The 26,380-nt window shown below is 57.1% G+C and carries 28 protein-coding genes; 19 read left to right on the forward strand and 9 right to left on the reverse strand.

Annotated features, from left to right (window positions below; translation table 11 throughout):
• The first annotated feature begins 2 nt into the window (after window positions 1–2).
• The 10 genes from agaV (at window position 3) to L379_RS03245 (ending at window position 10,773) form a co-directional block, all read left to right on the forward strand.
• Window positions 3–476: a PTS N-acetylgalactosamine transporter subunit IIB gene (gene agaV, locus L379_RS03290; RefSeq protein WP_003861728.1), complete on the forward strand. Its 474-nt coding sequence runs from the start codon at window positions 3–5 to the stop codon at window positions 474–476.
• A 10-nt stretch (window positions 477–486) separates the two neighbouring features.
• The gene (gene agaW, locus L379_RS03285; protein WP_003861730.1) at window positions 487–1,266 is read left to right on the forward strand and encodes a PTS N-acetylgalactosamine transporter subunit IIC; all 780 of its coding nucleotides are present in this window, start codon (window positions 487–489) and stop codon (window positions 1,264–1,266) included.
• Complete coding sequence (agaE, locus tag L379_RS03280; RefSeq protein ID WP_032655207.1) at window positions 1,256–2,134, forward strand: PTS N-acetylgalactosamine transporter subunit IID; 879 nt, start codon at window positions 1,256–1,258, stop codon at window positions 2,132–2,134. Before agaW ends, agaE begins: the two co-directional genes overlap by 11 nt.
• A 17-nt stretch (window positions 2,135–2,151) precedes the next feature.
• Window positions 2,152–2,586: a PTS galactosamine/N-acetylgalactosamine transporter subunit IIA gene (agaF, locus tag L379_RS03275; RefSeq protein WP_017382441.1), complete on the forward strand. Its 435-nt coding sequence runs from the start codon at window positions 2,152–2,154 to the stop codon at window positions 2,584–2,586.
• On the forward strand, window positions 2,583–3,716 hold the full coding sequence (gene nagA / locus L379_RS03270; protein WP_032655209.1) for an N-acetylglucosamine-6-phosphate deacetylase: 1,134 nt from the start codon (window positions 2,583–2,585) through the stop codon (window positions 3,714–3,716). The genes agaF and nagA overlap by 4 nt, the downstream gene beginning before the upstream one ends.
• 246 nt (window positions 3,717–3,962) lie before the next feature.
• A complete protein-coding gene (locus L379_RS03265; protein WP_015571960.1) occupies window positions 3,963–5,108 on the forward strand; it encodes an SIS domain-containing protein in 1,146 nt (381 codons plus the stop codon).
• A 12-nt stretch (window positions 5,109–5,120) separates the two neighbouring features.
• Entirely contained in the window at window positions 5,121–5,993 is an 873-nt protein-coding gene (kbaY, locus tag L379_RS03260; protein WP_032104419.1) for a tagatose-bisphosphate aldolase subunit KbaY, read from the forward strand.
• A gap of 117 nt (window positions 5,994–6,110) precedes the next feature.
• Window positions 6,111–7,682, forward strand: a complete 1,572-nt coding sequence (gene malX, locus L379_RS03255) for a maltose/glucose-specific PTS transporter subunit IIBC (protein ID WP_017382443.1) — start codon at window positions 6,111–6,113, stop codon at window positions 7,680–7,682.
• 12 nt (window positions 7,683–7,694) lie between these two features.
• Window positions 7,695–8,867: a MalY/PatB family protein gene (locus L379_RS03250; protein ID WP_023304486.1), complete on the forward strand. Its 1,173-nt coding sequence runs from the start codon at window positions 7,695–7,697 to the stop codon at window positions 8,865–8,867.
• 16 nt (window positions 8,868–8,883) lie between these two features.
• A complete protein-coding gene (locus L379_RS03245) occupies window positions 8,884–10,773 on the forward strand; it encodes an alpha-galactosidase (protein ID WP_032655211.1) in 1,890 nt (629 codons plus the stop codon).
• Window positions 10,774–10,840: 67 nt separating this feature from the next.
• On the opposite strand, the gene rsmI is transcribed toward L379_RS03245, so the two are convergent.
• The gene (rsmI, locus tag L379_RS03240; protein WP_032655214.1) at window positions 10,841–11,704 is read right to left on the reverse strand and encodes a 16S rRNA (cytidine(1402)-2'-O)-methyltransferase; all 864 of its coding nucleotides are present in this window, start codon (window positions 11,702–11,704) and stop codon (window positions 10,841–10,843) included.
• Window positions 11,705–11,765: 61 nt separating this feature from the next.
• On the opposite strand from rsmI, the gene L379_RS03235 reads away from it, so the two are divergent.
• From L379_RS03235 to dolP, 4 genes are read left to right on the forward strand one after another with little or no spacing between them, the layout of a single operon-like run.
• Window positions 11,766–13,904: a penicillin-binding protein activator gene (locus L379_RS03235; protein ID WP_032655217.1), complete on the forward strand. Its 2,139-nt coding sequence runs from the start codon at window positions 11,766–11,768 to the stop codon at window positions 13,902–13,904.
• Window positions 13,862–14,257, forward strand: a complete 396-nt coding sequence (locus tag L379_RS03230) for a YraN family protein (RefSeq protein ID WP_003861751.1) — start codon at window positions 13,862–13,864, stop codon at window positions 14,255–14,257. Before L379_RS03235 ends, L379_RS03230 begins: the two co-directional genes overlap by 43 nt.
• A 21-nt stretch (window positions 14,258–14,278) precedes the next feature.
• Complete coding sequence (gene diaA / locus L379_RS03225) at window positions 14,279–14,869, forward strand: DnaA initiator-associating protein DiaA (protein WP_003861754.1); 591 nt, start codon at window positions 14,279–14,281, stop codon at window positions 14,867–14,869.
• 9 nt (window positions 14,870–14,878) lie between these two features.
• Window positions 14,879–15,454: a division/outer membrane stress-associated lipid-binding lipoprotein gene (gene dolP / locus L379_RS03220; RefSeq protein ID WP_006812102.1), complete on the forward strand. Its 576-nt coding sequence runs from the start codon at window positions 14,879–14,881 to the stop codon at window positions 15,452–15,454.
• Between the two features lie 50 nt (window positions 15,455–15,504).
• On the opposite strand, the gene L379_RS03215 is transcribed toward dolP, so the two are convergent.
• Together L379_RS03215 and L379_RS03210 are read right to left on the reverse strand one after the other, a co-directional pair.
• Complete coding sequence (locus L379_RS03215; RefSeq protein WP_023295492.1) at window positions 15,505–16,542, reverse strand: permease; 1,038 nt, start codon at window positions 16,540–16,542, stop codon at window positions 15,505–15,507.
• A gap of 40 nt (window positions 16,543–16,582) precedes the next feature.
• Window positions 16,583–17,227 (reverse strand): NAD(P)H-binding protein, encoded by a 645-nt coding sequence (locus L379_RS03210; RefSeq protein ID WP_023295493.1) that lies wholly within the window; start codon window positions 17,225–17,227, stop codon window positions 16,583–16,585.
• 128 nt (window positions 17,228–17,355) lie between these two features.
• Between L379_RS03210 and L379_RS03205 the strand changes: the two genes are divergently transcribed.
• On the forward strand, window positions 17,356–17,874 hold the full coding sequence (locus L379_RS03205) for a type 1 glutamine amidotransferase domain-containing protein (RefSeq protein WP_015571965.1): 519 nt from the start codon (window positions 17,356–17,358) through the stop codon (window positions 17,872–17,874).
• Here the strand turns inward: L379_RS03205 and L379_RS03200 are convergent.
• Window positions 17,854–18,288 carry a YhbP family protein gene (locus L379_RS03200; protein ID WP_015571966.1) on the reverse strand — a complete coding sequence of 145 codons (435 nt, stop codon included), beginning with the start codon at window positions 18,286–18,288 and terminating at the stop codon, window positions 17,854–17,856. The two genes, L379_RS03205 and L379_RS03200, sit on opposite strands and share 21 nt — an antisense overlap.
• Window positions 18,289–18,302: 14 nt before the next feature.
• Here L379_RS03200 and L379_RS03195 point away from each other — a divergent pair, with 14 nt between their 5' ends.
• The gene (locus L379_RS03195; protein WP_003861768.1) at window positions 18,303–18,632 is read left to right on the forward strand and encodes a GIY-YIG nuclease family protein; all 330 of its coding nucleotides are present in this window, start codon (window positions 18,303–18,305) and stop codon (window positions 18,630–18,632) included.
• Here L379_RS03195 and L379_RS03190 read toward each other — a convergent pair.
• Complete coding sequence (locus L379_RS03190; protein ID WP_015571968.1) at window positions 18,619–19,122, reverse strand: GNAT family N-acetyltransferase; 504 nt, start codon at window positions 19,120–19,122, stop codon at window positions 18,619–18,621. The genes L379_RS03195 and L379_RS03190 overlap by 14 nt on opposite strands.
• Complete coding sequence (locus tag L379_RS03185; protein WP_003861771.1) at window positions 19,116–19,640, reverse strand: ubiquinone anaerobic biosynthesis accessory factor UbiT; 525 nt, start codon at window positions 19,638–19,640, stop codon at window positions 19,116–19,118. The genes L379_RS03190 and L379_RS03185 overlap by 7 nt, the downstream gene beginning before the upstream one ends.
• A 221-nt stretch (window positions 19,641–19,861) precedes the next feature.
• On the opposite strand from L379_RS03185, the gene L379_RS03180 reads away from it, so the two are divergent.
• From L379_RS03180 to L379_RS03170, 3 genes are all read left to right on the forward strand, one after another.
• On the forward strand, window positions 19,862–20,857 hold the full coding sequence (locus L379_RS03180) for a ubiquinone anaerobic biosynthesis protein UbiU (protein WP_003861773.1): 996 nt from the start codon (window positions 19,862–19,864) through the stop codon (window positions 20,855–20,857).
• Window positions 20,858–20,864: 7 nt separating this feature from the next.
• Complete coding sequence (locus L379_RS03175; protein WP_032655220.1) at window positions 20,865–21,743, forward strand: U32 family peptidase; 879 nt, start codon at window positions 20,865–20,867, stop codon at window positions 21,741–21,743.
• 78 nt (window positions 21,744–21,821) lie between these two features.
• A complete protein-coding gene (locus L379_RS03170; protein WP_006812112.1) occupies window positions 21,822–22,829 on the forward strand; it encodes a luciferase-like monooxygenase in 1,008 nt (335 codons plus the stop codon).
• A 100-nt stretch (window positions 22,830–22,929) separates the two neighbouring features.
• Here the strand turns inward: L379_RS03170 and mtr are convergent, their stop codons facing one another.
• The 3 genes from mtr to yrbN form a co-directional block, all read right to left on the reverse strand.
• Window positions 22,930–24,174, reverse strand: coding sequence for a tryptophan permease (gene mtr / locus L379_RS03165; RefSeq protein WP_032655224.1), 1,245 nt, complete (start codon window positions 24,172–24,174; stop codon window positions 22,930–22,932).
• A gap of 142 nt (window positions 24,175–24,316) precedes the next feature.
• Complete coding sequence (locus L379_RS03160) at window positions 24,317–26,212, reverse strand: DEAD/DEAH family ATP-dependent RNA helicase (RefSeq protein ID WP_003861780.1); 1,896 nt, start codon at window positions 26,210–26,212, stop codon at window positions 24,317–24,319.
• Window positions 26,205–26,285 carry a protein YrbN gene (yrbN, locus tag L379_RS25965; protein ID WP_097397692.1) on the reverse strand — a complete coding sequence of 27 codons (81 nt, stop codon included), beginning with the start codon at window positions 26,283–26,285 and terminating at the stop codon, window positions 26,205–26,207. The genes L379_RS03160 and yrbN overlap by 8 nt, the downstream gene beginning before the upstream one ends.
• Window positions 26,286–26,380: the final 95 nt, after the last annotated feature.

The following is a 26,380-nucleotide window of genomic DNA, read 5'->3' on the forward strand; positions in this document are numbered from 1 at the left end:
CTATGCCAAACATTGTCTTATGCCGCATTGATGAACGCCTGATCCACGGTCAGGTGGGCGTACAGTGGGTGGGGTTTGCGGGGGCGAACCTGGTGCTGGTGGCAAATGACGAGGTTGCAGACGATCCGGTTCAGCAAAACCTGATGGAGATGGTGCTGGCGGAAGGCATCGCCGTGCGTTTCTGGTCCCTGCAAAAAGTGATCGACAACATTCATCGCGCCGCCGACCGGCAGAAAATTCTGCTGGTCTGTAAAACACCGGCTGATTTTTTAACGCTGGTCGAGGGCGGCGTGCCCATCACCCGTATTAACGTCGGAAATATGCATTACGCCAGTGGCAAACAGCAAATTGCCAAAACGGTATCTGTAGACGCGAACGATATCGCCGCGTTTAACGGCCTGAAGGCGGCCGGAGTGGAATGCTTCGTTCAGGGCGTTCCAACAGAGACTGCTTTGGATCTCTTTAAACTGCTCTGAGGGATTCACAATGGAAATCAGTCTGTTGCAGGCTTTCGCGCTGGGGCTTCTCGCCTTTATAGCGGGCCTGGATATGTTTAACGGCTTAACACACATGCACCGTCCGGTGGTGCTCGGGCCACTGGTTGGCTTGATTCTGGGCGATCTGCACACCGGAATTCTGACCGGCGGTACGTTAGAACTGGTCTGGATGGGACTCGCGCCGCTGGCGGGCGCGCAGCCGCCAAACGTGATTATCGGCACCATCGTTGGCACCACATTTGCCATTACTACAGGCGTGAAGCCGGATGTCGCCGTTGGGGTCGCCGTGCCGTTTGCCGTGGCGGTTCAGATGGGGATCACCTTCCTCTTCTCGGTGATGTCCGGCGTGATGTCCCGCTGCGATCGCATGGCGGCTAACGCAGACACCCGTGGTATTGAACGGGTCAACTATCTGGCACTGCTGGCGCTCGGCGTCTTCTACTTCCTGTGCGCGTTTCTGCCCATCTACTTCGGGGCTGAACATGCGAAAACCGCCATTGACGTGCTGCCGGAACGTCTGATCGACGGTCTCGGCGTCGCGGGCGGCATCATGCCAGCGATCGGCTTCGCCGTGCTGCTGAAGATCATGATGAAAAACGTTTACATCCCTTACTTCATTATCGGCTTTGTCGCCGCGGCCTGGCTGAAACTCCCGGTGCTGGCGATTGCCGCGGCTGCGCTGGCGATGGCGCTGATCGACCTGCTGCGCAAATCGCCTGAACCCACGGCGCCTGCCGCCCAGAAAGAGGAATTTGAAGATGGCATCTAATCACACCACCCTGCCGGGCGTGTCTGAAAGTGAAGAGACACTGCTGACCGGCGTGAATGAAAACGTCTACGAAGACCAGAGTATTGGCGCTGAGCTAACGAAAAAGGATATTAACCGTGTCGCCTGGCGTTCCATGCTGCTACAGGCCTCGTTTAACTACGAGCGTATGCAGGCCTCCGGCTGGCTGTATGGGCTACTGCCCGCGCTGAAAAAGATCCACACCAATAAGCGGGACCTGGCGCGCGCCATGAAAGGCCATATGGGTTTCTTTAACACCCACCCGTTCCTGGTGACCTTCGTCATCGGCATTATTCTGGCAATGGAGCGTTCCAAGCAGGATGTGAACAGCATCCAGAGCACTAAAATTGCCGTCGGCGCACCGCTCGGTGGCATTGGTGACGCCATGTTCTGGCTGACCCTGCTGCCCATCTGCGGGGGGATTGGCGCCAGCCTGGCGCTACAAGGCTCCATTCTTGGCGCGGTGGTCTTTATCGTGCTGTTTAACGTGGTGCATCTCGGCCTGCGTTTTGGTCTGGCGCACTATGCCTATCGAATGGGTGTCGCCGCGATCCCGCTGATCAAGGCCAACACCAAAAAGGTTGGTCATGCTGCGTCCATTGTCGGCATGACAGTGATTGGTGCGCTGGTGGCAACCTATGTGCGCCTGAATACCACACTCGAGATTAAAGCCGGGGATGCAGTCGTCAAACTGCAAACCGATGTGATCGACAAACTGATGCCCGCCTTTCTGCCGCTGGTCTACACCCTGACCATGTTCTGGCTGGTACGCCGTGGCTGGAGCCCGCTGCGCCTGATTGGTATCCCCGTGGTGCTGGGCGTTGTCGGTAAATTCTGTCACTTCCTGTAATAAGCAAAGAGGTTGCGATGTTAGGCATTATTTTGACGGGTCACGGCGGTTTTGCCAGCGGGCTGGAACAGGCGATGAAGCAAATCCTCGGCGAACAGCCGCAGTTTATCGCCATCGATTTTCCGGAAAGCTCCACCACTGCGCGGCTGACCGCGCAGCTTGAGCAGGCAGTGAATGAACTGGATGCAGAGCACGATATCGTGTTTCTCACCGATCTTCTCGGCGGTACGCCGTTTCGTGTGGCCTCTACCCTCGCGATGCAGCGCCCCGGCAGCGAAGTGATCACCGGCACCAATCTCCAGCTTTTGCTGGAGATGGTTCTGGAGCGCGACGGATTAAGCAGTGAAGCCTTTCGTTTGCAGGCGCTGGAGTGCGGCCATCGCGGCCTGACCAGCCTGGTGGATGAACTTGCACGCTGTCGCGAGGAAGCGCCCGCCGAGGAAGGGATATGAGCCAGCTGCTGCGCGCGCGTCGTCTGCTTACCGGGCAGGGCTGGCTGGATGACCATCAGCTGCGTATGGATAGAGGCGTCATCACCGCCATCGAGCCGATTCCGGCAGGGGTTAACACCCGTGAGGCAGACCTGCTTTGCCCGGCATACATTGATATCCACGTCCACGGCGGCGCGGGTGTGGATGTGATGGATGATGCGCCCGACGTGCTGGACCGGTTAGCCATGCACAAAGCGCGTGAAGGCGTGGGGGCGTTTCTGCCTACCACCGTCACCGCTCCGCTGGAGGCGATCCATGGCGCGTTACGGCGCATTGCCCGGCGCTGTCATACCGGTGGTCCCGGCGCGCAGATCCTGGGCAGCTATCTGGAAGGCCCGTACTTTACGCCGCAGAACAAAGGGGCGCACCCGCCAGAACTGTTTCGCGAACTGGATCTCGCGGAACTTGATGAGCTGATTGCGGTTTCGCAGAACACGCTGCGGGTGGTGGCGCTTGCTCCGGAAAAAGTGGATGCCCTGAAGGCGATCCATCACCTCAAGCAAAAAGGGATACGCGTCATGCTGGGCCACAGTGCCGCTATATACGCGCAAACCCTCGCCGCATTTGATGCAGGCGCAGCCGGGCTGGTGCACTGCTACAACGGCATGACGGGGTTACACCACCGGGAGCCCGGCATGGTTGGCGCCGGGCTTACGGACCCACGCGCGTGGCTGGAGCTTATTGCCGACGGGCATCACGTTCATCCTGGAGCCATGCGGCTATGTTGTTGCTGCGCGAAGGATCGTACGGTGCTGATTACCGATGCCATGCAGGCGGCGGGTATGCCTGATGGGCGCTATACGTTGTGTGGTGAAAATGTCGAGATGCAGGGCGGCGTTGTCCGCACGGCCTCAGGCGGGCTGGCGGGCAGCACGCTCGCGCTGGATGCCGCCGTGCGAAATATGGTGGAGCATACGGGGATCGCCCCAGAAAACGCAATCCATATGGCCTCGCTGCATCCTGCTCGTCTGCTCGGTATGGATCACCTGCTGGGAACGTTAGCGCCAGGCAAACGCGCCAATGTTCTTGCGCTGGATGCGGGTTTACACCTCCGGCAGATCTGGATCCAGGGTCAGGCTCTTTCCCTGTAGCCCCTTCACAGTGTGCCCTGTTGGCCTTACGGAAGACGATCGTAAGGCCTTTCTTTTCCTTTCCTTGATTTTCGCCTTTCCTTTCGCGATCACACTTTTCGTTTTATTTCTTTTTCGCCATTGAACTTTCGATTTCTTTTCTATAAATTTTATTTAACTGCTAAAGTGAACAAGTGAAACGAAACGAAAGATAGCGACACATTTGCCAGCGTCTGATGTGGAATTCACACGACTAAGGACTGAGTTATGCCACAAACCACTATCGCCACCACCGGCACCTGGACCGAAAAAGAGATCCGCCAGCAGCCAGCCAGCTGGCTTCGCTCGCTCAACAATATTGATAATCTGCGCGCGTCGATCGACAGTTTTCTGACGCCACTGTTGCGCAAGCCCGATCTGCGGATCGTTCTGACCGGCGCGGGCACGTCCGCTTTTATTGGCGACATCATTGCGCCATGGCTTGCCAGCCACACGGGGAAAAACATCACCGCGATACCTACGACCGATCTGGTCACCAACCCGATGGATTATTTCAGCCCTTCGCACCCGCTGCTGCTGGTCTCTTTCGCCCGTTCTGGCAATAGCCCGGAGAGCGTCGCCGCCGTTGAGCTGGCGAATCAGTTTGTACCGGAGTGCTACCACCTGTCGATCACCTGTAATGAAGCAGGCAGCCTGTACCAGAATGCCGTCGACAGCGATAACGCCTGCGCTCTACTCATGCCAGCCGAAACGCACGATCGCGGGTTCGCGATGACAAGCAGCATCACCACCATGATGGCGAGCTGCCTGGCGGTATTCGCACCGGAAACGATCAACAGCAAAACGTTCCGCGACGTGTCCGATCGCTGTCAGGCGATCCTCACATCGCTTGGCGATTTCAGTCCCGGCGTCTTTGGTAACGAACCGTGGAAACGCATTGTTTATCTGGGCAGCGGTGGATTACAGGGCGCCGCACGGGAGTCTGCGCTGAAGGTGCTGGAGCTGACCGCCGGCAAGCTGGCGGCATTCTACGATTCGCCAACGGGTTTCCGTCACGGGCCTAAGTCGCTGGTAGACAACGAAACGCTGGTCGTCGTGTTTGTCTCCAGCCATCCGTATACGCGTCAGTACGATCGGGATCTGCTCGCCGAGCTGCGACGCGATCGTCAGGCTATGCGCGTGGTAGCCATTGCAGCCGAAACGGATCCGGTCATTGAAGCTGGCCCGCATATCCTGCTGCCGCCTTCCCGTTCATTTAACGATATGGAGCAGGCGTTCTGCTTCCTGATGTACGCCCAGGTCTTCGCACTGACCCAGTCTCTGCACGTTGGCAATACGCCGGATACGCCATCCGCCAGCGGTACGGTTAACCGTGTGGTCCAGGGCGTCGTTATTCATCCGTGGCAGGCTTAAGAGGACAGGCTCATGAGTATTATTTCTACCAAATATCTTTTGCAGGACGCACAGGCGAAGGGCTATGCCGTTCCGGCCTTTAACATCCATAACGCCGAGACGATCCAGGCGATCCTCGAAGTCTGTAGCGAAATGCGATCGCCGGTGATCCTCGCGGGTACGCCGGGGACGTTTAAACATATTGCGCTGGAAGAGATCTACGCCTTGTGCAGCGCATATTCCCTTACTTATGACATGCCGCTGGCGCTACACCTCGATCACCACGAATCGCTGGACGACATTCGCCGCAAAGTCCATGCCGGCGTACGTAGCGCAATGATCGACGGTAGCCATTACCCCTTCGAACAAAACGTCAAGCTGGTGAAATCGGTCGTCGATTTCTGCCACCTCAACGACTGTAGCGTCGAGGCCGAACTGGGCCGACTGGGCGGAGTGGAAGATGACATGAGCGTCGACGCCGAAAGCGCGTTCCTGACCGACCCGCAGGAAGCAAAACGCTTTGTCGAAATGACAGGCGTGGACAGCCTCGCCGTTGCCATCGGTACCGCGCACGGTCTTTATACCAAACGCCCAAAAATCGACTTCCAGCGGCTGGCCGAGATCCGCGAGGTAGTGACAGTGCCGCTGGTGCTGCACGGTGCGAGTGATGTGCCGGATGAGGATGTGCGCCGCACCATTGAGCTGGGCGTCTGCAAAGTTAACGTCGCAACAGAGCTGAAAATCGCCTTCTCTGACGCAGTCAAAGCCTGGTTTGCCGAGAACCCACAGGGCAACGATCCGCGCTTCTACATGCGCGTCGGCATGGATGCCATGAAAGAGGTGGTCAGAAGCAAAATCACCGTTTGCGGCTCGGCGAACCGGCTGCTGCTTGCGGCTGAAGCCTGAACCCATCGCGCATAACGTTAGTACCTAAAAAAATAACTATAAGCCTCGCAAATATGAAGGCGCGTCCTTAAGCCGGACAGCGCCTTCCATTATCCTAAAAAACCGAGGAGTCCCTACATGACACAGGAAAAGTCGTTTAAATCGAAAGCGTGGGAGTTTTTCCAGAGCCTGGGAAAGACGTTTATGTTCCCGGTCTCACTGTTGGCCTTTATGGGGTTGTTGTTAGGTATCGGTAGTTCTGTCACCAGCCCTTCCACCATCAAAAGTTTTCCCTTTCTGGGCGGCGAGTTAACGCAGCTCACCTTTGGTTTTATCGCCATGGTCGGCGGCTTTGCTTTTACCTATCTGCCGCTGATGTTTGCCATGGCGATCCCGATGGGCCTTGCCAGACGTAATAAAGCGGTGGGCGCTTTTGCCGGATTCGTTGGCTACATGCTGATGAACATGAGCATCAACTACTACCTGACCGCCACCCACCAGCTTGCGGATGCCGCCACCATGAGACAGGTGGGACAATCCATTGTGCTTGGCATTCAAACGCTGGAGATGGGCGTGCTCGGCGGCATTGTGGTAGGGGTGATCACCTACTTCCTGCACGAACGTTTCCAGGACACGGTGCTGCACGACGCGTTTGCCTTCTTTAGCGGCATTCGTTTTGTGCCCATCATTACCGCCCTCACCCTGTCGCTGGTCGGCTTGTTTATCCCCCTGCTGTGGGAATATGTGGCAATGGGCATTGCCGGGATTGGTCATATCATCCAGAGCACCAGCGTCTTTGGGCCATTCCTGTATGGCGTAGGCGTACTGCTGCTCAAACCTTTTGGCCTGCACCACATCCTGCTGGCGATGGTGCGCTTCACCCCGGCGGGCGGCATTGAGATGGTTAACGGCCAGGAAGTGGCCGGTGCGCTGAACATTTTCTACGCCGAGCTGAAAGCTGGCCTGCCGTTTAGCCCGCACGTTACGGCATTTTTATCGCAAGGGTTTATGCCGACATTTATCTTCGGCCTGCCTGCCGTGGCTTACGCTATCTACCGCACCGCGCGCCCGGAAAACCGTCCGGTGATTAAAGGGCTGCTGCTTTCAGGCGTGCTGGTTTCAGTTGTCACGGGTATTTCAGAGCCGATTGAGTTCCTGTTCCTGTTTATTGCCCCTGTGCTTTACGCGTTTCATATCGTTATGTCTGGCCTGGCGCTGATGGTGATGGCGCTGCTCGGCGTCACCATCGGCAACACCGACGGCGGCATTCTGGATCTGCTGATCTTCGGCGTCATGCAGGGGATGTCGACCAAATGGTATCTGCTGTTCCCGGTGGGTATCGCCTGGTTTGCTATCTACTTCTTCGTCTTCCGCTGGTACATCCTCAGGCACGATATTAAAACGCCGGGCCGTGAGGTTGACGCGCAGGGTGCGCTCCAGGCGGTGGAAGCCAATACCCGGGCACGTGGAAAATCGAAATACGATCATGGGCTTATTCTTCGCGCGCTTGGCGGTAAAGAGAATATTGAGTCGCTCGACAACTGCATTACCCGCTTACGTCTGGTGGTAAAAGATATGGGGCTTATCGACCAGCAGGCGCTGAAGGCCGCGGGCGCCTTGTCAGTAGTGGTGCTTGATGCCCACAGCGTTCAGGTGATCATCGGTCCGCAGGTGCAGAGCGTCAAATCCGGCATTGAAGCCTTAATTTAACAGGGGGACGTTGTGTTTGATTTCGACAGAATCATTGAGCGTAAAAGCGATAAATGCCGTAAATGGGATCATACGTTTGTGTGCTCGCGTTTCGGTGATGTCCCGGAGGGATTTATCCCGCTGTGGATAGCAGACATGGATTTCACCTCGCCACCCGCCGTGATTGAAGGCTTCCAGCGCATCGTGGAGCATGGCACCTTCGGTTACACCTGGTGCTTCGACGAATTCTACGATGCGGTCATCGCCTTCCAGCGCACCCGTCATCAGGTTGAGGTGCATAAGTCATGGATCACCCTGACCTACGGCACCGTTTCCACGCTGCACTATACGGTTCAGGCGTTCTGCAAACCCGGCGACTGCGTGATGATGAATACCCCGGTGTATGACCCGTTTGCGATGGCGACACAGCGACAGGGCGTGCGGGTGCTTGCAAATCCGCTGAGCGTGAAGGAAAACCGCTATCAGCTGGATTTTAATCTGATTGAAGTTCAGCTCAAAACTCACCGTCCAAAACTGTGGTTCTTCTGCTCGCCGCATAACCCCTCGGGCCGAATCTGGCGCGCGGATGAGATACGTCAGGTGTCCGATCTCTGTAAGCGCTACGGCACGATTCTGGTGGTTGATGAGGTTCACGCCGAGCACATTCTGGACGGTACATTCGTCAGTTGTCTGACTTCGGGCTGTGCCGCCCAGGACAACCTGATTGTGCTGACCTCCCCCAATAAAGCCTTCAACCTTGGCGGGCTAAAAACATCCTACTCAATGATTCCAGACGATTCGCTGCGCCAGCGTTTCCGCCAGCAGCTGGAGAAGAACTCCATTACCTCGCCCAATATCTTCGGCGTGTGGGGAATTATTCTGGCTTATCAGCAAGGTCTGCCATGGCTCGACGCGCTGAATGGTTATCTGCGCGGCAATGCCCGCTACCTTGCGGATGCCATCCAGACCCATTTCCCTGCATGGAAGATGATGAACCCGGAGTCGTCGTATCTCGCCTGGATAGACGTCAGTGCGGACGATCGCAGTGCGACGGCGCTAACTCAACATTTCGCAAAACAGGCTGGCGTGGTCATTGAAGATGGCAGCCACTACGTACAAAACGGCGAAAACTACCTGCGTATTAACTTCGGCACCCAGCGCTACTGGCTGGAACAGTCCATCAACCGAATGCTGAAGCATTACTGATAAGGATCTTACCCCGATGAAAAAAATGCTCACTCTCTCGCTGCTGACTCTCTGTGTTTCTCATGGTGCGGCGGCAGCAAACTACGCGCTCAGTAACGACAATATTGCCCTTTCGTTTGATGATGCAAACGCAACGGTAGTGGTAACGGACAGCAAAGCTAACCATCCGCTCACGCCCCAGGAGTTGTTCTTTCTGACGCTACCGGATGAAACAAAAATCCACACCGCTGATTTCAAAATCAAGCACGTCGAAAAGCAGGACAATGCGATAGTCATCGACTTTACGCATCCGGATTTTAACGTAACGGTGAAACTGAACCTGGTGAAGGGAAAATACGCCAGCATCGGCTACACCATCGCCGCCGTCGGGCAGCCGCGGGACGTAGCGAAAATTACCTTCTTCCCGACGAAGAAGCAGTCTCAGGCACCTTACGTTGACGGGGCGATTAACAGCTCGCCAATCGTGGCCGACTCGTTCTTCATCCTGCCAGACAAACCGATTGTGAATACTTACGCTTATGAAGCCACCACGAACCTCAACGTGGAGCTAAAAACGCCAATTCTGCCTGAGACACCGGTTAGTTTTACCACCTGGTTCGGCACTTTCCCGGAAACTAATCAGCTGCGCCGCAGCGTAAACCAGTTTATCGATGCCGTGCGTCCACGGCCTTATAAGCCTTACCTGCACTACAACAGCTGGATGGACATCGGCTTCTTTACCCCTTACTCCGAGCAGGATGTCATTGGGCGGATGGACGAATGGAATAAAGAATTTATTGCCGGACGCGGGGTGGCGCTGGACGCGTTCCTGCTGGACGATGGCTGGGACGATCGCACCGGACGCTGGCTGTTTGGCCCGGCATTCAGCAACGGTTTTGGCAAAGTCAGGGAAAAAGCCGACAGCCTGCATAGCTCGGTTGGGCTGTGGCTTTCACCGTGGGGCGGTTACAACAAGCCGCGCGATATTCGCGTCTCGCATGCAAAAGAGTATGGTTTCGAAACCGTAGACGGCAAGCTGGCGCTGTCGGGGCCGAACTACTTTAAAAACTTTAACGATCAGATCATTAAGCTGATCAAAAACGAGCACATTACCTCGTTCAAGCTCGACGGAATGGGTAACGCCAATTCGCATATCAAGGGCAGCCCATTTGCATCGGATTTTGACGCGTCCATTGCCCTGCTGCACAACATGCGCAGCGCAAATCCGAACCTGTTTATCAACCTGACCACCGGCACCGACGCCAGCCCGTCCTGGCTGTTCTATGCTGATTCAATCTGGCGTCAGGGCGATGATATCAACCTGTACGGCCCCGGCACGCCAGTGCAGCAGTGGATGACCTACCGCGATGCCGAAACCTGGCGATCCATCGTGCGTAAAGGTCCGCTGTTCCCGCTGAACTCACTGATGTACCACGGGATCGTCAGCGCAGAGAACGCTTACTATGGACTCGAAAAAGTGCAGACAGACAGCGATTTTGCCGATCAGATCTGGAGCTACTTCGCAACCGGAACTCAGCTTCAGGAGCTGTACATTACGCCGTCCATGCTGAATAAGGCGAAGTGGGATACCCTGGCGCAGGCGGCGAAATGGTCGCGTGAGAATGCCAGCGTGCTGGTGGATACTCACTGGATTGGCGGTGACCCAACTTCGCTTGAGGTTTACGGCTGGGCCTCATGGAGTAAAGACAAAGCGATTTTTGGCTTACGCAACCCATCGGATAAGCCGCAACGTTACTTCCTGGATTTAACCAAAGATTTTGAGATCCCGGCAGGAGAGCGTTCCCAGTTTACCCTGAAAGCCGTGTACGGCAGTAATTCGACCGTACCAGAGGAGTATAAAAACGCTGTGGTGATTACGCTGCAACCGCTGGAAACGCTGGTGTTTGAGGCGATGCCGGAGAAATAGTGAGGCTTTGACACGGTGTAGGCCGGGTAAGGCGAAGCCGCCACCCGGCAAAACAGGCGGCAGGGTCTTACTCCCCCTGCTGCTCCAGCGCATATTTATACAGCGCATTTTTCTTCACGCCGTGGATCTCCGCCGCCAGCGCCGCCGCTTTTTTCAGGGGGAGTTCAGCCTGTAGCAGGACCAGCGTACGCAGCGCATCGGCAGGCAGAGCGTCTTCCTGCGCTTTGTGGCCTTCAACAATCAGCACCATTTCGCCCTTGCGGCGGTTTTCATCCTCTTTCACCCACGCCAGCAGTTCGCCAACCGGCGCACCGTGAATAGTTTCCCACGTTTTGGTCAGCTCGCGCGCCAGCACCACATAGCGGGCTTCGCCCCAGACGGTCACCATATCTTCCAGGCTTTCCAGCAGACGGTGGGTTGATTCGTAGAAGATCAACGTACGCGGTTCAGCTTCCAGATCCTTTAACACATCGCGACGGCCTTTGGATTTAGCAGGCAGGAAGCCTTCGTAGCAGAAACGATCGGACGGCAGACCCGCAGCGCTTAACGCCGCAATCGCCGCGCACGGCCCCGGCAGCGGCACAACGCGGATGCCTGCTTCCCGGCAGGTGCGTACCAGATGGTAGCCCGGATCGTTGATCAGCGGCGTTCCCGCATCGGAGACCAGCGCGATGTTCTGCCCTTCTTTAAGCTTCGCCACCAGCGTTTCGGCTTTTTGTTGCTCATTGTGATCGTGCAGGGCAAACAAACGGGCGTTGATGGCAAAGTGTTGTAGCAGTAAACCGGTATGACGGGTGTCTTCAGCCGCAATTAAATCAACAGCTTGCAATACGATGAGCGCACGTTGGGTAATATCAGACAAATTCCCGATAGGAGTAGGTACAATATAAAGCTGGCCTTGAGAATTATCTGCCGTTTCGTGTTGTTTCATTGTTTCGTCCGTATTGCCGATTTAATATTGAGCATTGCGTAAAAAAATCACTGGATACAGTATGGTACCGTTAACGTTTCTTCGAAAAAAAGCCGCGCACAGCGTGCCCCTCCTGCTGGCAGCCCTGATCTTTACCGGCTGCGGCACCCAGGCACCTGACCAGAGCACTGCTCATATGCAGGGATCCGCTCAGGCTGATTCTGGCTTTTATCTGCAACAAATGTCGCAGAGTACAAATGATACCAGGATCAACTGGCAATTACTCGCCATTCGTGCACTGCTGAAAGAAGGGAAAACCCAGCAGGCCGCCGAGCTGTTCAGCCAGCTGCCGCAGGATCTTAACGACACTCAGCGCCATGAGCAGACGCTGCTGTCGGCAGAACTGAAGGTCGCGCAAAAAGATTACGACGGCGCGAAGAAGATCCTCGGCACCATCGATCTCAGCGCGCTGGATAAAAACCAGCAGGCCCGTTTCTGGCAGGCCGGTATCACCGCTGAGCAGGGTCGCCCTTCCCTGACGCTACTCCGCGCGCTGATTGCCCAGGAGCCTCTGCTCGCGGGTGCGGACAAGCAGAAAAATATTGACGCAACCTGGCAGGCGCTCGCCTCCATGACCCAGGATCAGGCCAAAGCGCTGGTCATCAACGCCGATGAAAATGTCCTGCAAGGCTGGCTGGATCTGCAACAGATGTGGTTCAACAACCGCAGCGATCCGAACATGCTGAAAGCCGGCATTACCGACTGGCAAAAGCGTTACCCGCAAAATCCGGGAGCGAAAATGCTGCCAACGCAGCTGGTGAACGTGCAAAACTTTAAGCCCGCCTCCACCAGCAAAATCGCCCTGCTGCTGCCGTTAAACGGCCAGGCAGCGGTATTTGGTCGCGCCATTCAGCAAGGTTTTGAAGCCGCGAAAAACGGCACTACCGCCGTCAGCGGCAGCGCGGTTCCGGTGCAGGCTGCACAGGCGGCGAATGTGAATGACGTTGTCAGCCCGTCCGCCGCCGAAACCAGCGACCTGACCACCGCGCAAACCCCTGCGCAGGGCACCATGCAGAATCCGGTTACCGCCCCAACGACGCAGCCTGCTACCCCAGCGCCTGCGGCAACACAGGCCCCGGCTGAAACACCGGCGCCCGCGACGGCAGAACAACCTCAGCCGCAAACCGCGCAGCCGGAACAGCAGCCAGCAACCCAGCCGCAGGCTGTGGCCACCACCAGCGCTAATCCTGGTGCAGAGTTGAAAATCTACGACACCAGCGCCCAGCCGCTTGACCAGGTGCTGGCGCAGGTTCAGCAGGACGGGGCCAGCATCGTTGTCGGCCCGCTGTTGAAAAACAACGTGGAAGCGCTGATGAAGAGCAACACCACGCTGAACGTGCTGGCGCTTAACCAGCCTGAGCAGGTTCAGAACCGCGCCAATATCTGTTACTTCGCCCTCTCTCCGGAGGATGAAGCCCGCGATGCGGCCCGCCATATTCACGAGCAGGGCAAGCAGGCGCCGCTGCTGCTGATCCCACGCAGCACGCTGGGCGATCGCGTTGCCAACGCGTTTGCGCAAGAGTGGCAGACCCTTGGCGGTGGCGTGGTGTTGCAGCAGAAATTTGGCTCAGCTTCCGAACTGAGAGCGGGCGTGAACGGCGGGGCAGGTATTGCCCTCAACGGTAGCCCGGTATCCGCCAGCCTGCCGCAGCAGCAGAGCGTCACCATCGGCGGTCTGACGATCCCGGCACCACCTACCGACGCGCAAATCAGCGGCGGCGGTAAAGTGGATTCGGCGTACATCGTCGCTACGCCGGAAGAGATCGCCTTTATCAAACCGATGATCGCCATGCGTAACGGCAGCCAGAGCGGTGCAACGCTCTACGCCAGCTCACGCAGCGCACAGGGTACCGCAGGCCCGGATTTCCGTCTGGAAATGGAAGGACTGCAATACAGCGAGATCCCCATGCTGGCAGGCAGCAACCCGCAGTTGATGCAGCAGGCGCTGGGCGCGGTGCGCAATGACTATTCCCTGGCGCGTCTGTACGCGATGGGCGTCGATGCCTGGGCGCTGGCAAACCACTTCACCCAGATGCGTCAGGTACCGGGCTTCGAGCTTAACGGGAATACCGGCGATCTGACCGCCGATCAGGATTGTGTGATTAACAGGAAGTTATCATGGCTCAAATACCAGCAGGGGCAGATTGTCCCGGCCAGTTAAGCCGTAAACAGACCGGCGACGCGTGGGAGTTAAAGGCGCGTCGCTGGCTTGAAGGCAAAGGACTGCGCTTTGTCGCCGCCAACGTTCGCGGGCGCGGCGGCGAGATTGACCTGATCATGAAAGACGGTCAGACCATCGTGTTTGTTGAAGTTCGCTACCGACAGTCGTCCCGTTTTGGCGGTGCTGCCGCCAGCGTGACGCTCGCCAAACAACAAAAATTATTACAGACTGCCCACTTGTGGCTTGCCCGCCATAATGGGAGTTTTGATACTGTGGATTGCCGTTTCGATGTGGTAGCCTTCACCGGAAATGCGATCGACTGGCTTAAAAACGCGTTTGGCGAAGACGCATAAATAAGATTTTAAAGGGATACCGTGCTCGAACGAATTAAAGTGTGCTTCACAGAAAGCATTCAAACGCAGATTGCCGCGGCGGAAGCCCTTCCGGACGCGATCTCGCGTGCAGCGATGACGCTGGTTCAGTCGCTGCTCAACGGCAACAAAATCCTCTGTTGTGGCAATGGCACGTCCGCCGCCAACGCACAGCATTTTGCTGCCAGCATGATTAATCGCTTCGAAACCGAGCGCCCGAGTTTACCTGCCATTGCACTAAACACCGATAACGTGGTCTTAACTGCGATTGCCAACGATCGTCTGCATGACGAAATCTACGCCAAGCAGGTGCGCGCCTTAGGCCATGCCGGAGACGTGCTGCTGGCGATCTCCACGCGCGGTAACAGCCGGGATATCGTTAAGGCGGTTGAAGCGGCCGTGACCCGGGATATGACGATTGTCGCCCTGACCGGTTACGACGGCGGTGAGCTGGCTGGCCTGCTGGGGCCGCAGGATGTGGAGATCCGCATTCCTTCGCACCGTAGCGCCCGCATCCAGGAGATGCATATGCTCACGGTGAACTGCTTATGCGATCTGATCGATAACACGCTTTTCCCTCACCAGGATGATTAAGGAGTTCTCATGAAGGTTTTATCGGCCCTTGCAGTCGTGATGTCTGCATTACTGCTTCAGGGATGCATCGCTGCCGCTGTAGTCGGCACCGCAGCGGTCGGCACCAAAGCAGCGACCGATCCGCGCACCGTTGGGACGCAGGTGGATGACGGTACGCTTGAGCTGCGCGTAAACAGTGCGCTGTCGAAAGACGAGCAGATCAAGAAGGAAGCACGCATCAACGTGACGGCTTATCAGGGCAAAGTGCTGCTGGCAGGCCAGGCGCCAAATCCTGAACTCGCCTCGCGTGCCAAACAGATTGCGATGGGTGTGGAAGGTACGGCGGAAGTGTTTAACGAGATCCGCCAGGGCCAGCCGATTGGTCTCGGCACCGCGTCATCTGATACCTGGATCACCACCAAAGTGCGTTCCCAGCTGCTGGGTACCGACCAGGTGAAATCCTCAAACGTGAAAGTGACCACGGAGAACGGCGAAGTGTTCCTGCTGGGTCTGGTGACGGAACGTGAAGGGAAAGCGGCAGCGGATATCGCCAGCCGGGTGAGCGGCGTGAAACACGTCACCACCGCCTTTACTTACATTAAGTAATTCCCACCTGGCTACAGGCCCGGTAAGCGCTAGCGCCACCGGGCTTTTTTTCACACAAGCGCCATACTCCCCACAATCACTCCGCTCAACGCCACCAGCCCCGCAGTCAGCCACAGCGCTTTCGCCGGGAATGACTTACGCAGCATGATAAGCGACGGCAGGCTCACCGCCGGCAGCGTGATGAGCAGCGCCAGCGCCGGTGCGGTCCCCATACCAGCCATCATCATGGTCTGAATAATCGGGATCTCCGCCGCGGTTGGGATCACAAACAGGCACCCGGCCACCGCCATCGCAATCACCCACATCAGCGTGTTGTCGATAGCGCCATCCGCATGCGGGAACAGCCAGACGCGCGCCGCCCCCAGCACCAGTACGGCCAGGATATAGACCGGAATGGTGCTCCAGAAAAGCTGCCACAGCGCTTTGCCCCAGCGAGCAAAGAAACTGCCCTGCGGCTCGCTGACGTCCAGCTCAACGGAGGCAGGCCCGGCCTCGTTGTCTTTCACCAGGTGCTGCACCAGCGTAGCGACAAGCACCACCGTCAGCAGGCCAGCCGCCAGACGGATAAACGCGAAATGCCAGCCGAGAACGAAGCCCATAAACACCAGCGTTGCCGGGTTCAGCAGGGGGTTACCCATCCAGAAGGCAAGCGCGCCGCCCATCGACACGCGCTGTCGGCGCATACCCGCCGCCACCGGTGCGGCGCAGCAGGAGCACATCATGCCCGGCAGGGAGAAAATCGTCCCCAGCAGCGTGCCCTGCAAGCGCGGCTGTCCCAGGGTTTTCACCAGCCAGTTACGCGGGATAAGTACCTGAATCAGCGAGCCCAGCAATACGCCCAATACCGCCGCTTTCCAGACGGCAAGAAAATAGACCATGGCGTAATCCCACGCCGCGCGTAGCGGGCTGGAATCGGCCTGCGCGAGAATCGATTTACCGATGCTGTGGGTGTCGGCGGCGGTGAAGGCTTTACCGTAGTACGGCTGCCATTTCACATACCAGAGGCCAATGATGACCACGAGAAAGAAGAGTGCGGGCTTCCACCACTGAACAGGTGTTGCCGCCTGAGATGAAGACTGACCAGTCATACCATTCCCCGGAAGGTGTTATTTAATAAGCCGGGGAAGTTTACGCCTCGCCCTGCGCGATTTCACGCAGTTTTGCCGAAGGGATAATATTAACCCCCTCCTGCGACGGAGCCAGCGCCTCTTTTAGCATCGCCAGCGCGACATCCCGTGCCTCGATGGACTTCCAGTTACCCGGCAGGATACGAAACAGCGGAGCGAAAATAGACTCGTTAAAACGACGTTCGTCACGGTGCCCCATCAGCATGGAAGGCCGCGCGATGGTCAGGCGCTCCCATTTCTGCGCGATTAACGCCTCTTCCATTTTGCCCTTCACCTGGTTGTAAAAAAACGGCGAGCCTGCGTTCGCGCCGTGCGCGCTGACCACCAGGAAATGTTTTGCGCCCAGCTTTTTCGCCGTCAGGGCGGTATCCACCACCAGTGTGTAATCCGCATGGACAAAAGCTTCTTTACTGCCCGCTTCCCGTCGGGTGGTGCCAAGGCAGCAAAAGGCGATATCAATGGGATCCTGCACCTGCGCCAGCGCGTCGGTGAGCTGTGGATCGTGCGGGTTATAGACGCCGGTGATATCCAACAGCGGGCGACGCGTCGGGGCGGCGATATAATTGATATGCCGATCCTGGATCAGCAGCCGCAGCAGATGTCCACCCACCAGCCCGGTTGCGCCGGTAATCAGTACCTGACTCATCTTATCCCCTTTACAGAATTGTCCGTTTGCGTTCTGAGCCTGCTCTACCACACTTAAAAGTCTGTTACCGGTAAGTATTTACCACAAACGGGAAAAAAACAGTCTGAAGCGAAAACAACGGAGGAAGCATGGGTAAAAAGATCGCAGTCTTGATTACCGACGAGTTTGAAGATTCAGAATTTACGTCGCCAGCAGAGGCATTCCGCAAGGCGGGCCACGAGGTGGTCACCATCGAGAAAGAAGCGGGTAAAACCGTGAAGGGCCATAAGGGCGAAGCCAGCGTGACCATTGACGAATCCATTGATAACGTCAGCCCGTCGGATTTCGACGCCCTGCTGTTACCGGGCGGTCATTCACCGGATTCCCTGCGCGGAGACGAGCGTTTCGTCACCTTTACCCGTGACTTCGTCGGCACCGGTAAACCGGTATTTGCCATTTGCCACGGTCCGCAGCTGCTGATCAGCGCCGAGGTCGTACGCGGGCGTAAGCTCACCGCGGTGAAGCCGATCGTTATCGATCTGAAAAACGCGGGAGCCGAGTTCTACGATCAGGAAGTGGTGAACGATAACGATCAGCTGATCACCAGCCGTACACCGGACGATCTGCCAGCGTTTAACCGTGAAGCGCTACGCCTGCTCGGCGCGTAACCAGTGCAGCTTCTTGCCAAAGCCCAGGGTGTTGTCGGTAAATTTCAGCTCATCAAGGCGGATTTCCCACACCGGGGCTTTTAGCGCCGCGGCCACCGGGAAGCGGCGCGTATAGCGTTTACGTTGCGCGTCGCTCTCCTCACCTTCCAGGCGACGAATTTCGCCTTTAAACTGGACCCCGCGGATCAGCGCAACGGTTTTAGGCTGACCGTTTACCGTGCCCGCCACTTTTGCCCGCTGGCCCGTCATCTGCGCATGCCGCGTTTTATCTTCGCTCATCACGTAAAAGGCCACGCGCTCGGGATCGTAGTAATAAAAGGCATTTGCGCACCACATCTCCTCGTCTTTACAGACGCACCAGGTCACGACATGCTGCTTTGCCAGCCAGCGGTTAATGGCGGCCAGTGTTTCCATTTTCGCTCTCTCTCATGCTATGGTGCGTTCACCTTAACATACTGAATCTGTTTACCGTGTGCTGGTTTCTCTATCTTGTCCGAACCGCTGATAACGCACTCTACACCGGGATCACTACCGATGTGGCACGGCGTTTTTTACAACATCAAACGGGGAAAGGGGCGAAGGCGCTGCGGGGGAAAGGTGAACTTCAGTTAGCGTTTTCAGCCGCCGTGGGCGACAGATCCCTGGCGCTCAGGCTGGAATACCGCATCAAGCAGCTGACGAAGCGCCAGAAAGAGCGTCTCGTCAACGGGGACGGCTCTTTCGAGGCGCTACGCGAAAGCCTGCTTAAAAACGATTGAAATGATCGTGGTACTCCACCAGACCGGTAACGCCGTCGAGTGCATCATCCGCCAGAGGATGCACCAGGAAAGACGTTTCCGTGCCCGGCCAGTGGCAGCGCAGATCGTATCTGGACGCTGGCTTAAAACCTAAACGTTCGTAGAACGCCGGATCGCCCAGAACGACGACAGCGGCATAGCCAAATTCATTCAGTGAATCCAGCCCTTCATAGACCAGCTGGCGAGCCAGGCCCTGGCCACGGTAGTTTTCATCCACCGCCAGCGGCGCCATGCCGACCCACTGTAACTCTTCACCCTGCACAATCACCGGGCTGAAGGCCACGTAGCCGACCACCTGCCCTTCATCGTCGGTGGCAACCAGGCCCAGCGTAATCAGGCCATCTTCGCGAAGATCGTGAACCAGTTGGGCTTCGGCGTCGCCTGCAAAAGAGCGGCGTAACAACGCATCGATACCCGGCGCATCAATCCCAATTTCGACTCGAATCAGCATGGCTCACCTACTGAAGTGTGTTTACTGTCCGGCGGGGTTTTTAGCCCCGCCTCAACGAAATCTGCCATTTGCATCAACATCATACGCAGCGCTTTAGGCATCTGCTCCAGCTCAATGGCATCCATTAAATTTTTGACGTACAGACCGAGCTCCGTGTCGCCTTCAATCACCAGACGACGCTGGAAGAAGAGGGTGTCCGGATCCTGTTTGCGCGCGGCGATCATCAGCAGATCGCTGGCATCCGCGCTAAAGCTGACATCCGCCTCGGCGGTTTCACGGACGATCAGCCGATCGTTCTCAACGGAAGTAAACCAGCGCAACCCGATATCGCGCACTTCAATCTTTAACCAGCGGCCTTCCAGAAACTCCAGCTCACCGTCCTGTAGCGCCTGGCGGAACTGCCAGCTCAGTACCTGTTCCAGCACCTGGCGTTTAAGCGCGAACGGCGCCAGTTTTACCGGCACGCTCAGCATTGATGGACCAAATTGTACGAGACGTGAACGCAGTTTATCCAGCACGAGCTTTACTCCCTGATAGCTATAGTCCTGCTATTTTGCCATATCCCGACAAGAAGATAGCGGCGTAAATCAACAAACCGTTGTCCGGTATACCTCATTATTGGTGCCATCAATACGCCATTAGCTGCCTTAAATCAAAAATTGTCGCGTATGGGTTAATTAAAATCCCAGCTCGTTAACATTTTTTACGATCCCTGCGATCGACAACATCGGGATAAATTATGGAGCTGCTCTGCCCTGCCGGAAACCTTCCGGCGCTTAAGGCGGCCATCGAAAATGGGGCCGATGCGGTCTATATCGGGCTGAAAGATGATACCAACGCCCGCCATTTTGCGGGTCTTAACTTTACGGAGAAAAAGCTTCAGGAAGCCGTTAACTTCGTTCACCAGCACCGGCGCAAACTGCACATCGCCATCAATACCTTTGCCCATCCTGATGGCTATGCCCGCTGGCAGCGCGCCGTGGATATGGCAGCACAGCTGGGCGCCGATGCGCTGATCCTGGCCGACCTCGCCATGCTTGAGTATGCGGCAGAACGTTATCCGCATATTGAGCGCCACGTCTCTGTTCAGGCATCGGCCACCAATGAAGAGGCCGTGCGTTTTTATCATCGACACTTTGACGTAGCCCGCGTGGTGCTGCCGCGCGTGCTCTCTATTCATCAGGTTAAGCAACTGGCGCGCGTCACGCCAGTGCCGCTGGAGGTTTTTGCCTTCGGCAGCCTGTGCATCATGGCCGAAGGCCGCTGCTATCTTTCTTCCTATCTCACCGGGGAATCGCCCAATACCGTCGGTGCCTGCTCGCCTGCCCGCTTCGTTCGCTGGCAGCAAACGCCGCAGGGACTGGAGTCGCGTCTGAATGATGTGTTAATCGACCGCTATCAGGACGGTGAAAACGCGGGCTACCCGACGCTGTGCAAAGGCCGCTATCTGGTAGACGGCGAGCGCTACCACGCGCTGGAGGAGCCTACCAGCCTCAACACGCTGGAATTGCTGCCGGAACTGCTGGCCGCCAACATTGCCTCGGTGAAAATCGAAGGCCGCCAGCGCAGCCCGGCCTACGTGAGCCAGGTGGCGAAGGTGTGGCGTCAGGCCATCGACCGCTGCATGGCGGACCCGCAAAACTACGCCCCGCAAGCGGCTTGGATGGAGACGCTCGGCGCGATGTCTGAAGGCACCCAAACTACGCTCGGCGCGTACCACCGTAAATGGCAGTGAGATAATCATGAAATATTCATTAGGGCCGGTGCTTTACTACTGGCCAAAAGAGACGCTGGAAGATTTTTACCAGCAGGCGGCTAACAGCAGCGCCGATGTGATTTACCTCGGCGAAGCGGTGTGCAGCAAGCGCCGCGCCACCAAAGTGGGCGACTGGCTGGATATGGCGAAAAACCTGGCCGGCAGCGGCAAGCAGGTGGTGCTCTCGACGCTGGCGCTGGTGCAGGCGTCCTCTGAACTGGGCGAGCTGAAGCGCTACGTCGAAAACGGTGAGTTCCTGCTGGAGGCGAGCGACCTGGGCGTGGTAAACCTGTGTGCCGAGCGTAAGCTGCCGTTTGTCGCCGGACATGCGCTGAACTGCTATAACGCGGTGACCCTGCGCCTGTTGCTCAAACAGGGGATGACCCGCTGGTGCATGCCAGTAGAGCTCTCCCGCGACTGGCTGGCCAACCTGCTCACACAGTGCGAAGAGCTGGGCATTCGCAACAAGTTTGAAGTGGAAGTCCTGAGCTATGGGCATCTGCCGCTGGCCTACTCTGCCCGCTGCTTCACCGCACGTTCCGAAGATCGCCCGAAAGACGAGTGCGAAACCTGCTGCATTAAGTACCCGAACGGCCGCAGTATGCTGTCGCAGGAGAACCAGCAGGTGTTTGTCCTCAACGGCATTCAGACCATGAGCGGTTACGTCTATAACCTCGGCAACGAACTGGCGTCAATGCACGGGCTGGTGGATATGGTGCGTCTTTCGCCGCTTGATACCGGCGTTTTCGCGATGCTGGGCGCCTTCCGCGCCAACGAAAACGGCGCCTCACCGCTGCCGTTGACGGCAAACAGCGACTGCAACGGTTACTGGCGACGTCTCGCCGGGCTGGAATTGCAGGCGTAAAAAAGGCTCACTTTGTTAACAACGGTTATCATTTTTTAATGCAGTATTAAAGATTGACCGTCGACAAAGTGAGCTGTTATGACTGACAAAACCATTCCGTTTTCGGTGCTGGATCTGGCGCCGATTCCACAAGGCTCCTCGGCCAGAGAAGCCTTCACGCACTCTCTCGATCTTGCTCAGCTTGCCGAAAAGCGCGGCTATCACCGCTACTGGCTGGCGGAGCACCACAATATGGTGGGCATCGCCAGCGCCGCCACCTCGGTGCTGATTGGCTATCTGGCGGCGAATACCACCACTCTGCACCTGGGCTCCGGCGGTGTGATGCTGCCGAACCACGCCCCGCTGGTGATTGCCGAGCAGTTCGGGACGCTGAATACCCTTTATCCGGGCCGTATTGATCTAGGGCTTGGCCGCGCGCCGGGCAGCGACCAGCCGACCATGCGCGCCCTGCGTCGCCATATGAGCGGCGATATCGATAACTTCCCGCGCGATGTGGCCGAGCTGGTGGACTGGTTTGACGCGCGGGATCCGAACCCACACGTGCGACCTGTGCCGGGGTACGGGGAAAAGATCCCGGTATGGCTGTTAGGCTCAAGCCTGTACAGCGCACAGCTCGCCGCTCAGCTGGGGCTGCCGTTCGCGTTCGCTTCCCACTTCGCACCGGATATGCTGCATCAGGCACTGCATCTTTATCGTACGCACTTCAAACCGTCTGAACGTCTGGAGAAGCCGTATGCGATGGTGTGTATCAATATCATTGCCGCCGACAGCAACCGCGACGCGGAATTCCTGTTTACCTCTATGCAGCAGGCGTTTGTGAAGCTGCGTCGCGGCGAGACGGGCCAGTTGCCGCCGCCGGTAGAGAATATGCATCAGCTGTGGTCGGCCTCCGAGCAGTATGGCGTGCAGCAGGCTCTGAGTATGTCGCTGGTGGGTGATAAGGCGAAAGTGCGTCACGGGCTGGAGGCGGTGCTGCGTGAAACCCAGGCGGATGAGATTATGGTTAACGGCCAGATTTTCGATCACCAGGCGCGTCTGCATTCGTTTGATTTGGCGATGCAGGTGAAAGAGGAGTTGGTGGGGTAGTTTTTTGCTTTGCCCGGTGGCGCTTCGCTTACCGGGCCTACATTCTTTTCTCCCTCTCCCATGGGGAGAGGGCCGGGGTGAGGGGTTCAGACCGCACGTTTTACTGATACACAGGCAACAGATTAAAACTCGACAGCACGTGGACCACCGCGTTGCCGATACCAAATACCAGAATCAGCGCAATCATCGGTTTTCCGCCCCAGACGCGGAATTTCGGGCTGCCGAAGCGCTTACGTGATTTGCGCGCCAGCAGCGCCGGTACAATCGCCGCCCAGATGGTGGCCGCCAGTCCCGCATAGCCGATGGCGTACAGGAAACCGTTCGGCCACAGCAGGCCGCCCACAATCGGTGGCAGGAAGGTCAACAGCGCCGTTTTGAAGCGCCCCATCGCAGAGTCATCAAAACCAAACAGATCCGCCAGGTAGTCAAACAGGCCCAGCGTCACGCCGAGGAATGAGCTCGCCACCGCAAAGTTAGAGAAGACCACCAGAAGCAGATCCAGGCTGCGGCTGTTCAGCACGCCGCTCAGCGCCTGTACCAGCACATCAATGTTACCGCCCTTCTGCGCAATGCCGATAAATTCCGGACGCGGGATGTTACCCATCGTCCCCAGCAGCCAGATCACATACAGCCCTAGCGCCAGCAGCGTGCCGTAAACCAGGCATTTCACGATGGTGCGCGGATCCTTGCCGTAGTATTTCATCAGGCTCGGTACGTTGCCGTGGTAGCCGAACGACGCCAGACAGAATGGCAGCGTCATCAGCAGGTACGGCGTGTAGGAGGTGTTCACTTCCGCATCGTTAAACAGCGTGGCCGGCGTGACGTGCCCCAGCAGGCTGCCGAAGGTCAGAAAGAAGGTGATGACCTTTGCGCCCAGCACGATTGCTGTCATGCGGCTGACCGCTTTGGTGCTCATCCAGACGATAAACGCCACGCCCAGCGCGAAGCAGAGACCCGCCAGACGCGCCGGAACGTTCAGCGACATCTCTGAGAAGGTGTGATGCAGAATCGACCCGCTCGCTGAAATGTACGCGTAGGTCAGGATATAGAGAACAAACGCGATGGACAGCCCGTTCACCAGGTTCCAGCCCTTGCCCAACAGATCCCGGGTGATCGTGTCGAAGCTGGAGCCAATGCGGTAGTTCAGGTTTGCTTCAAGGATCATCAGCCCGGAATGGAGCATGCAGAACCAGGTGAAAACCAGCGCCGCCAGCGACCAGAAGAACCACGCACCGGACATGACCACAGGCAGGGAAAACATCCCGGCACCAATGATGGTTCCGCCGATGATCACCACGCCGCCAAGCAGCGAAGGTGACGTTTGGGTGGTGGTTAGTGTTGCCATGCGGCCTTATCTCCAGTGAAAAATGTGGTTCTGCATTTTAGTGTGTTGCACTGTACCAGTACAAGAGTACAAAAGGAATAAAAAAAGCCCCGATAGCAACTATCGGGGCTGTATATTTTACTTTACGTCAGAAGCGAAAGGCTTACGCGTCACCGAAACGACGACGGCTGGCGCCTTCTTCACGGCGTGGACCACGGTTTTCGCGGCGCTCACCGGAGAAACGACGGCCTTCACCACCGCGACCTTCGCTGCGACCGCCTTCACGACGCTCGCCACCGAAACCGCGACCACCGCCACGACGTTCGCCGCCACGGTCAGGACGTGGCTGTGCATCGCCCAGCAGCTGCATGTTCATCGGCTTGTTCAGGATGCGGGTGCGAGTAAAGTGTTGCAGTACTTCGCCCGGCATGCCTTTTGGCAGCTCGATGGTGGAGTGGGAACCGAACAGCTTGATGTTACCGATGTAACGGCTGCTGATGTCGCCTTCGTTAGCGATCGCGCCAACGATGTGACGAACTTCAACACCATCATCACGGCCCACTTCAATGCGATACAGTTCCATTTCGCCAGCGTCACGACGCTCGCGACGTGGACGGTCTTCACCACCACGCTCTGGACGGTCACCGCGTGGACCACGGTCGTTACGGTCGCCACGACGTTCGAAACGATCGTCACGGTCACGGAACTCACGCTTAGGACGCATCGGCGCATCAGGTGGCACGATCAGGCTACGTTCGCCCTGCGCCATTTTCAGCAGTGCTGCGGCCAGGGTTTCCATGTCCAGCTCTTCGCCTTCAGCGACAGGCTGGATCTGGGACAGCAGCGCACGGTACTGATCCAGATCGCTGCTTTCCAGCTGCTGCTGTACTTTCGCGGCGAATTTTTCCAGACGGCGTTTGCCCAGCAGTTCTGCGTTTGGCAGCTCGGCTTCTGGAATGGTCAGCTTCATGGTGCGTTCAATGTTACGCAGCAGACGACGCTCGCGGTTCTCAACGAACAACAGCGCACGGCCTGCACGACCCGCACGACCGGTACGGCCGATACGGTGAACGTAAGACTCGGAGTCCATTGGGATATCGTAGTTTACAACCAAGCTGATACGCTCAACGTCCAGGCCACGTGCTGCCACGTCGGTTGCAATCAGGATATCCAGACGACCGTCTTTCAGACGCTCCAGAGTCTGCTCACGCAGGGCCTGGTTCATGTCGCCGTTCAGCGCTGCGCTGTTGTAACCGCTACGCTCCAGGGCTTCAGCCACTTCCAGGGTCGCGTTTTTGGTACGAACGAAAATAATCGCCGCATCAAAATCTTCCGCTTCCAGGAAACGCACCAGCGCTTCGTTTTTGCGCATGCCGTATACAGACCAGTAGCTCTGGCTGATGTCCGGGCGAGTGGTCACGCTGGACTGAATACGCACTTCCTGCGGCTCTTTCATGAAGCGGCGGGTAATGCGACGGATCGCTTCTGGCATAGTTGCAGAGAACAGAGCGGTCTGATGACCTTCCGGGATCTGCGCCATGATGGTTTCTACGTCTTCGATGAAGCCCATACGCAGCATTTCATCGGCTTCGTCCAGTACCAGACCGCTCAGTTTAGAGAGGTCCAGGGTACCGCGCTTCAGGTGATCCAGCAGACGGCCCGGCGTACCGACAACAATCTGTGGACCCTGGCGCAGGGCGCGTAACTGCACGTCATAACGCTGGCCGCCGTACAGGGCTACCACGTTTACGCCGCGCATATGTTTAGAGAATTCCGTCATGGCTTCAGCAACCTGAACAGCCAGTTCACGGGTTGGAGCCAGGACGAGGATCTGCGGCGCGCGCAGGTCCGGATCAATGTTGTTCAGCAGCGGCAGCGAGAATGCTGCGGTTTTACCGCTACCAGTCTGGGCCATGCCCAGCACGTCACGACCAGAAAGCAGGTGTGGGATACACTCAGCCTGGATCGGAGATGGTTTTTCGTAACCCAGATCGTTAAGGGCTTCAAGGATAGGAGCCTTCAGGCCCAGATCTGCAAAAGTGGTTTCGAATTCAGCCATGTAGTACAAGTGCCTCGATATTAATGGCGGCCAGTCTACTTAGCTCATCGTGAAAATGATTAGCAATTTTCATTGAAAAGTGTGAACCGGCTCAAATTAGGTGTATTGACGAACAACAACGCCCTCACCAGTGAAGGTGATGGCAATCAAAAGATTACGGGCTGATGT

It is taken from the genome of Enterobacter sp. MGH 33 (genome assembly GCF_000534535.1).
GTDB lineage: Bacteria > Pseudomonadota > Gammaproteobacteria > Enterobacterales > Enterobacteriaceae > Enterobacter > Enterobacter hormaechei_C.

Bases quoted from the DNA above. Each gene is read 5' to 3' on its own strand.
- agaV (WP_003861728.1), top strand. From the start codon at position 3: ATGCCAAACATTGTCTTATGCCGCATTGATGAACGCCTGATCCACGGT.
- agaW (WP_003861730.1), top strand. From the start codon at position 487: ATGGAAATCAGTCTGTTGCAGGCTTTCGCGCTGGGGCTTCTCGCCTTT.
- agaE (WP_032655207.1), top strand. From the start codon at position 1,256: ATGGCATCTAATCACACCACCCTGCCGGGCGTGTCTGAAAGTGAAGAG.
- agaF (WP_017382441.1), top strand. From the start codon at position 2,152: ATGTTAGGCATTATTTTGACGGGTCACGGCGGTTTTGCCAGCGGGCTG.
- nagA (WP_032655209.1), top strand. From the start codon at position 2,583: ATGAGCCAGCTGCTGCGCGCGCGTCGTCTGCTTACCGGGCAGGGCTGG.
- L379_RS03265 (WP_015571960.1), top strand. From the start codon at position 3,963: ATGCCACAAACCACTATCGCCACCACCGGCACCTGGACCGAAAAAGAG.
- kbaY (WP_032104419.1), top strand. From the start codon at position 5,121: ATGAGTATTATTTCTACCAAATATCTTTTGCAGGACGCACAGGCGAAG.
- malX (WP_017382443.1), top strand. From the start codon at position 6,111: ATGACACAGGAAAAGTCGTTTAAATCGAAAGCGTGGGAGTTTTTCCAG.
- L379_RS03245 (WP_032655211.1), top strand. From the start codon at position 8,884: ATGAAAAAAATGCTCACTCTCTCGCTGCTGACTCTCTGTGTTTCTCAT.
- rsmI (WP_032655214.1), bottom strand. From the start codon at position 11,704: ATGAAACAACACGAAACGGCAGATAATTCTCAAGGCCAGCTTTATATT.
- L379_RS03235 (WP_032655217.1), top strand. From the start codon at position 11,766: ATGGTACCGTTAACGTTTCTTCGAAAAAAAGCCGCGCACAGCGTGCCC.
- L379_RS03230 (WP_003861751.1), top strand. From the start codon at position 13,862: ATGGCTCAAATACCAGCAGGGGCAGATTGTCCCGGCCAGTTAAGCCGT.
- dolP (WP_006812102.1), top strand. From the start codon at position 14,879: ATGAAGGTTTTATCGGCCCTTGCAGTCGTGATGTCTGCATTACTGCTT.
- L379_RS03215 (WP_023295492.1), bottom strand. From the start codon at position 16,542: ATGACTGGTCAGTCTTCATCTCAGGCGGCAACACCTGTTCAGTGGTGG.
- L379_RS03210 (WP_023295493.1), bottom strand. From the start codon at position 17,227: ATGAGTCAGGTACTGATTACCGGCGCAACCGGGCTGGTGGGTGGACAT.
- L379_RS03205 (WP_015571965.1), top strand. From the start codon at position 17,356: ATGGGTAAAAAGATCGCAGTCTTGATTACCGACGAGTTTGAAGATTCA.
- L379_RS03200 (WP_015571966.1), bottom strand. From the start codon at position 18,288: ATGGAAACACTGGCCGCCATTAACCGCTGGCTGGCAAAGCAGCATGTC.
- L379_RS03195 (WP_003861768.1), top strand. From the start codon at position 18,303: ATGCTATGGTGCGTTCACCTTAACATACTGAATCTGTTTACCGTGTGC.
- L379_RS03190 (WP_015571968.1), bottom strand. From the start codon at position 19,122: ATGCTGATTCGAGTCGAAATTGGGATTGATGCGCCGGGTATCGATGCG.
- L379_RS03180 (WP_003861773.1), top strand. From the start codon at position 19,862: ATGGAGCTGCTCTGCCCTGCCGGAAACCTTCCGGCGCTTAAGGCGGCC.
- L379_RS03175 (WP_032655220.1), top strand. From the start codon at position 20,865: ATGAAATATTCATTAGGGCCGGTGCTTTACTACTGGCCAAAAGAGACG.
- L379_RS03170 (WP_006812112.1), top strand. From the start codon at position 21,822: ATGACTGACAAAACCATTCCGTTTTCGGTGCTGGATCTGGCGCCGATT.
- mtr (WP_032655224.1), bottom strand. From the start codon at position 24,174: ATGGCAACACTAACCACCACCCAAACGTCACCTTCGCTGCTTGGCGGC.
- L379_RS03160 (WP_003861780.1), bottom strand. From the start codon at position 26,212: ATGGCTGAATTCGAAACCACTTTTGCAGATCTGGGCCTGAAGGCTCCT.
- yrbN (WP_097397692.1), bottom strand. From the start codon at position 26,285: ATGAAAATTGCTAATCATTTTCACGATGAGCTAAGTAGACTGGCCGCC.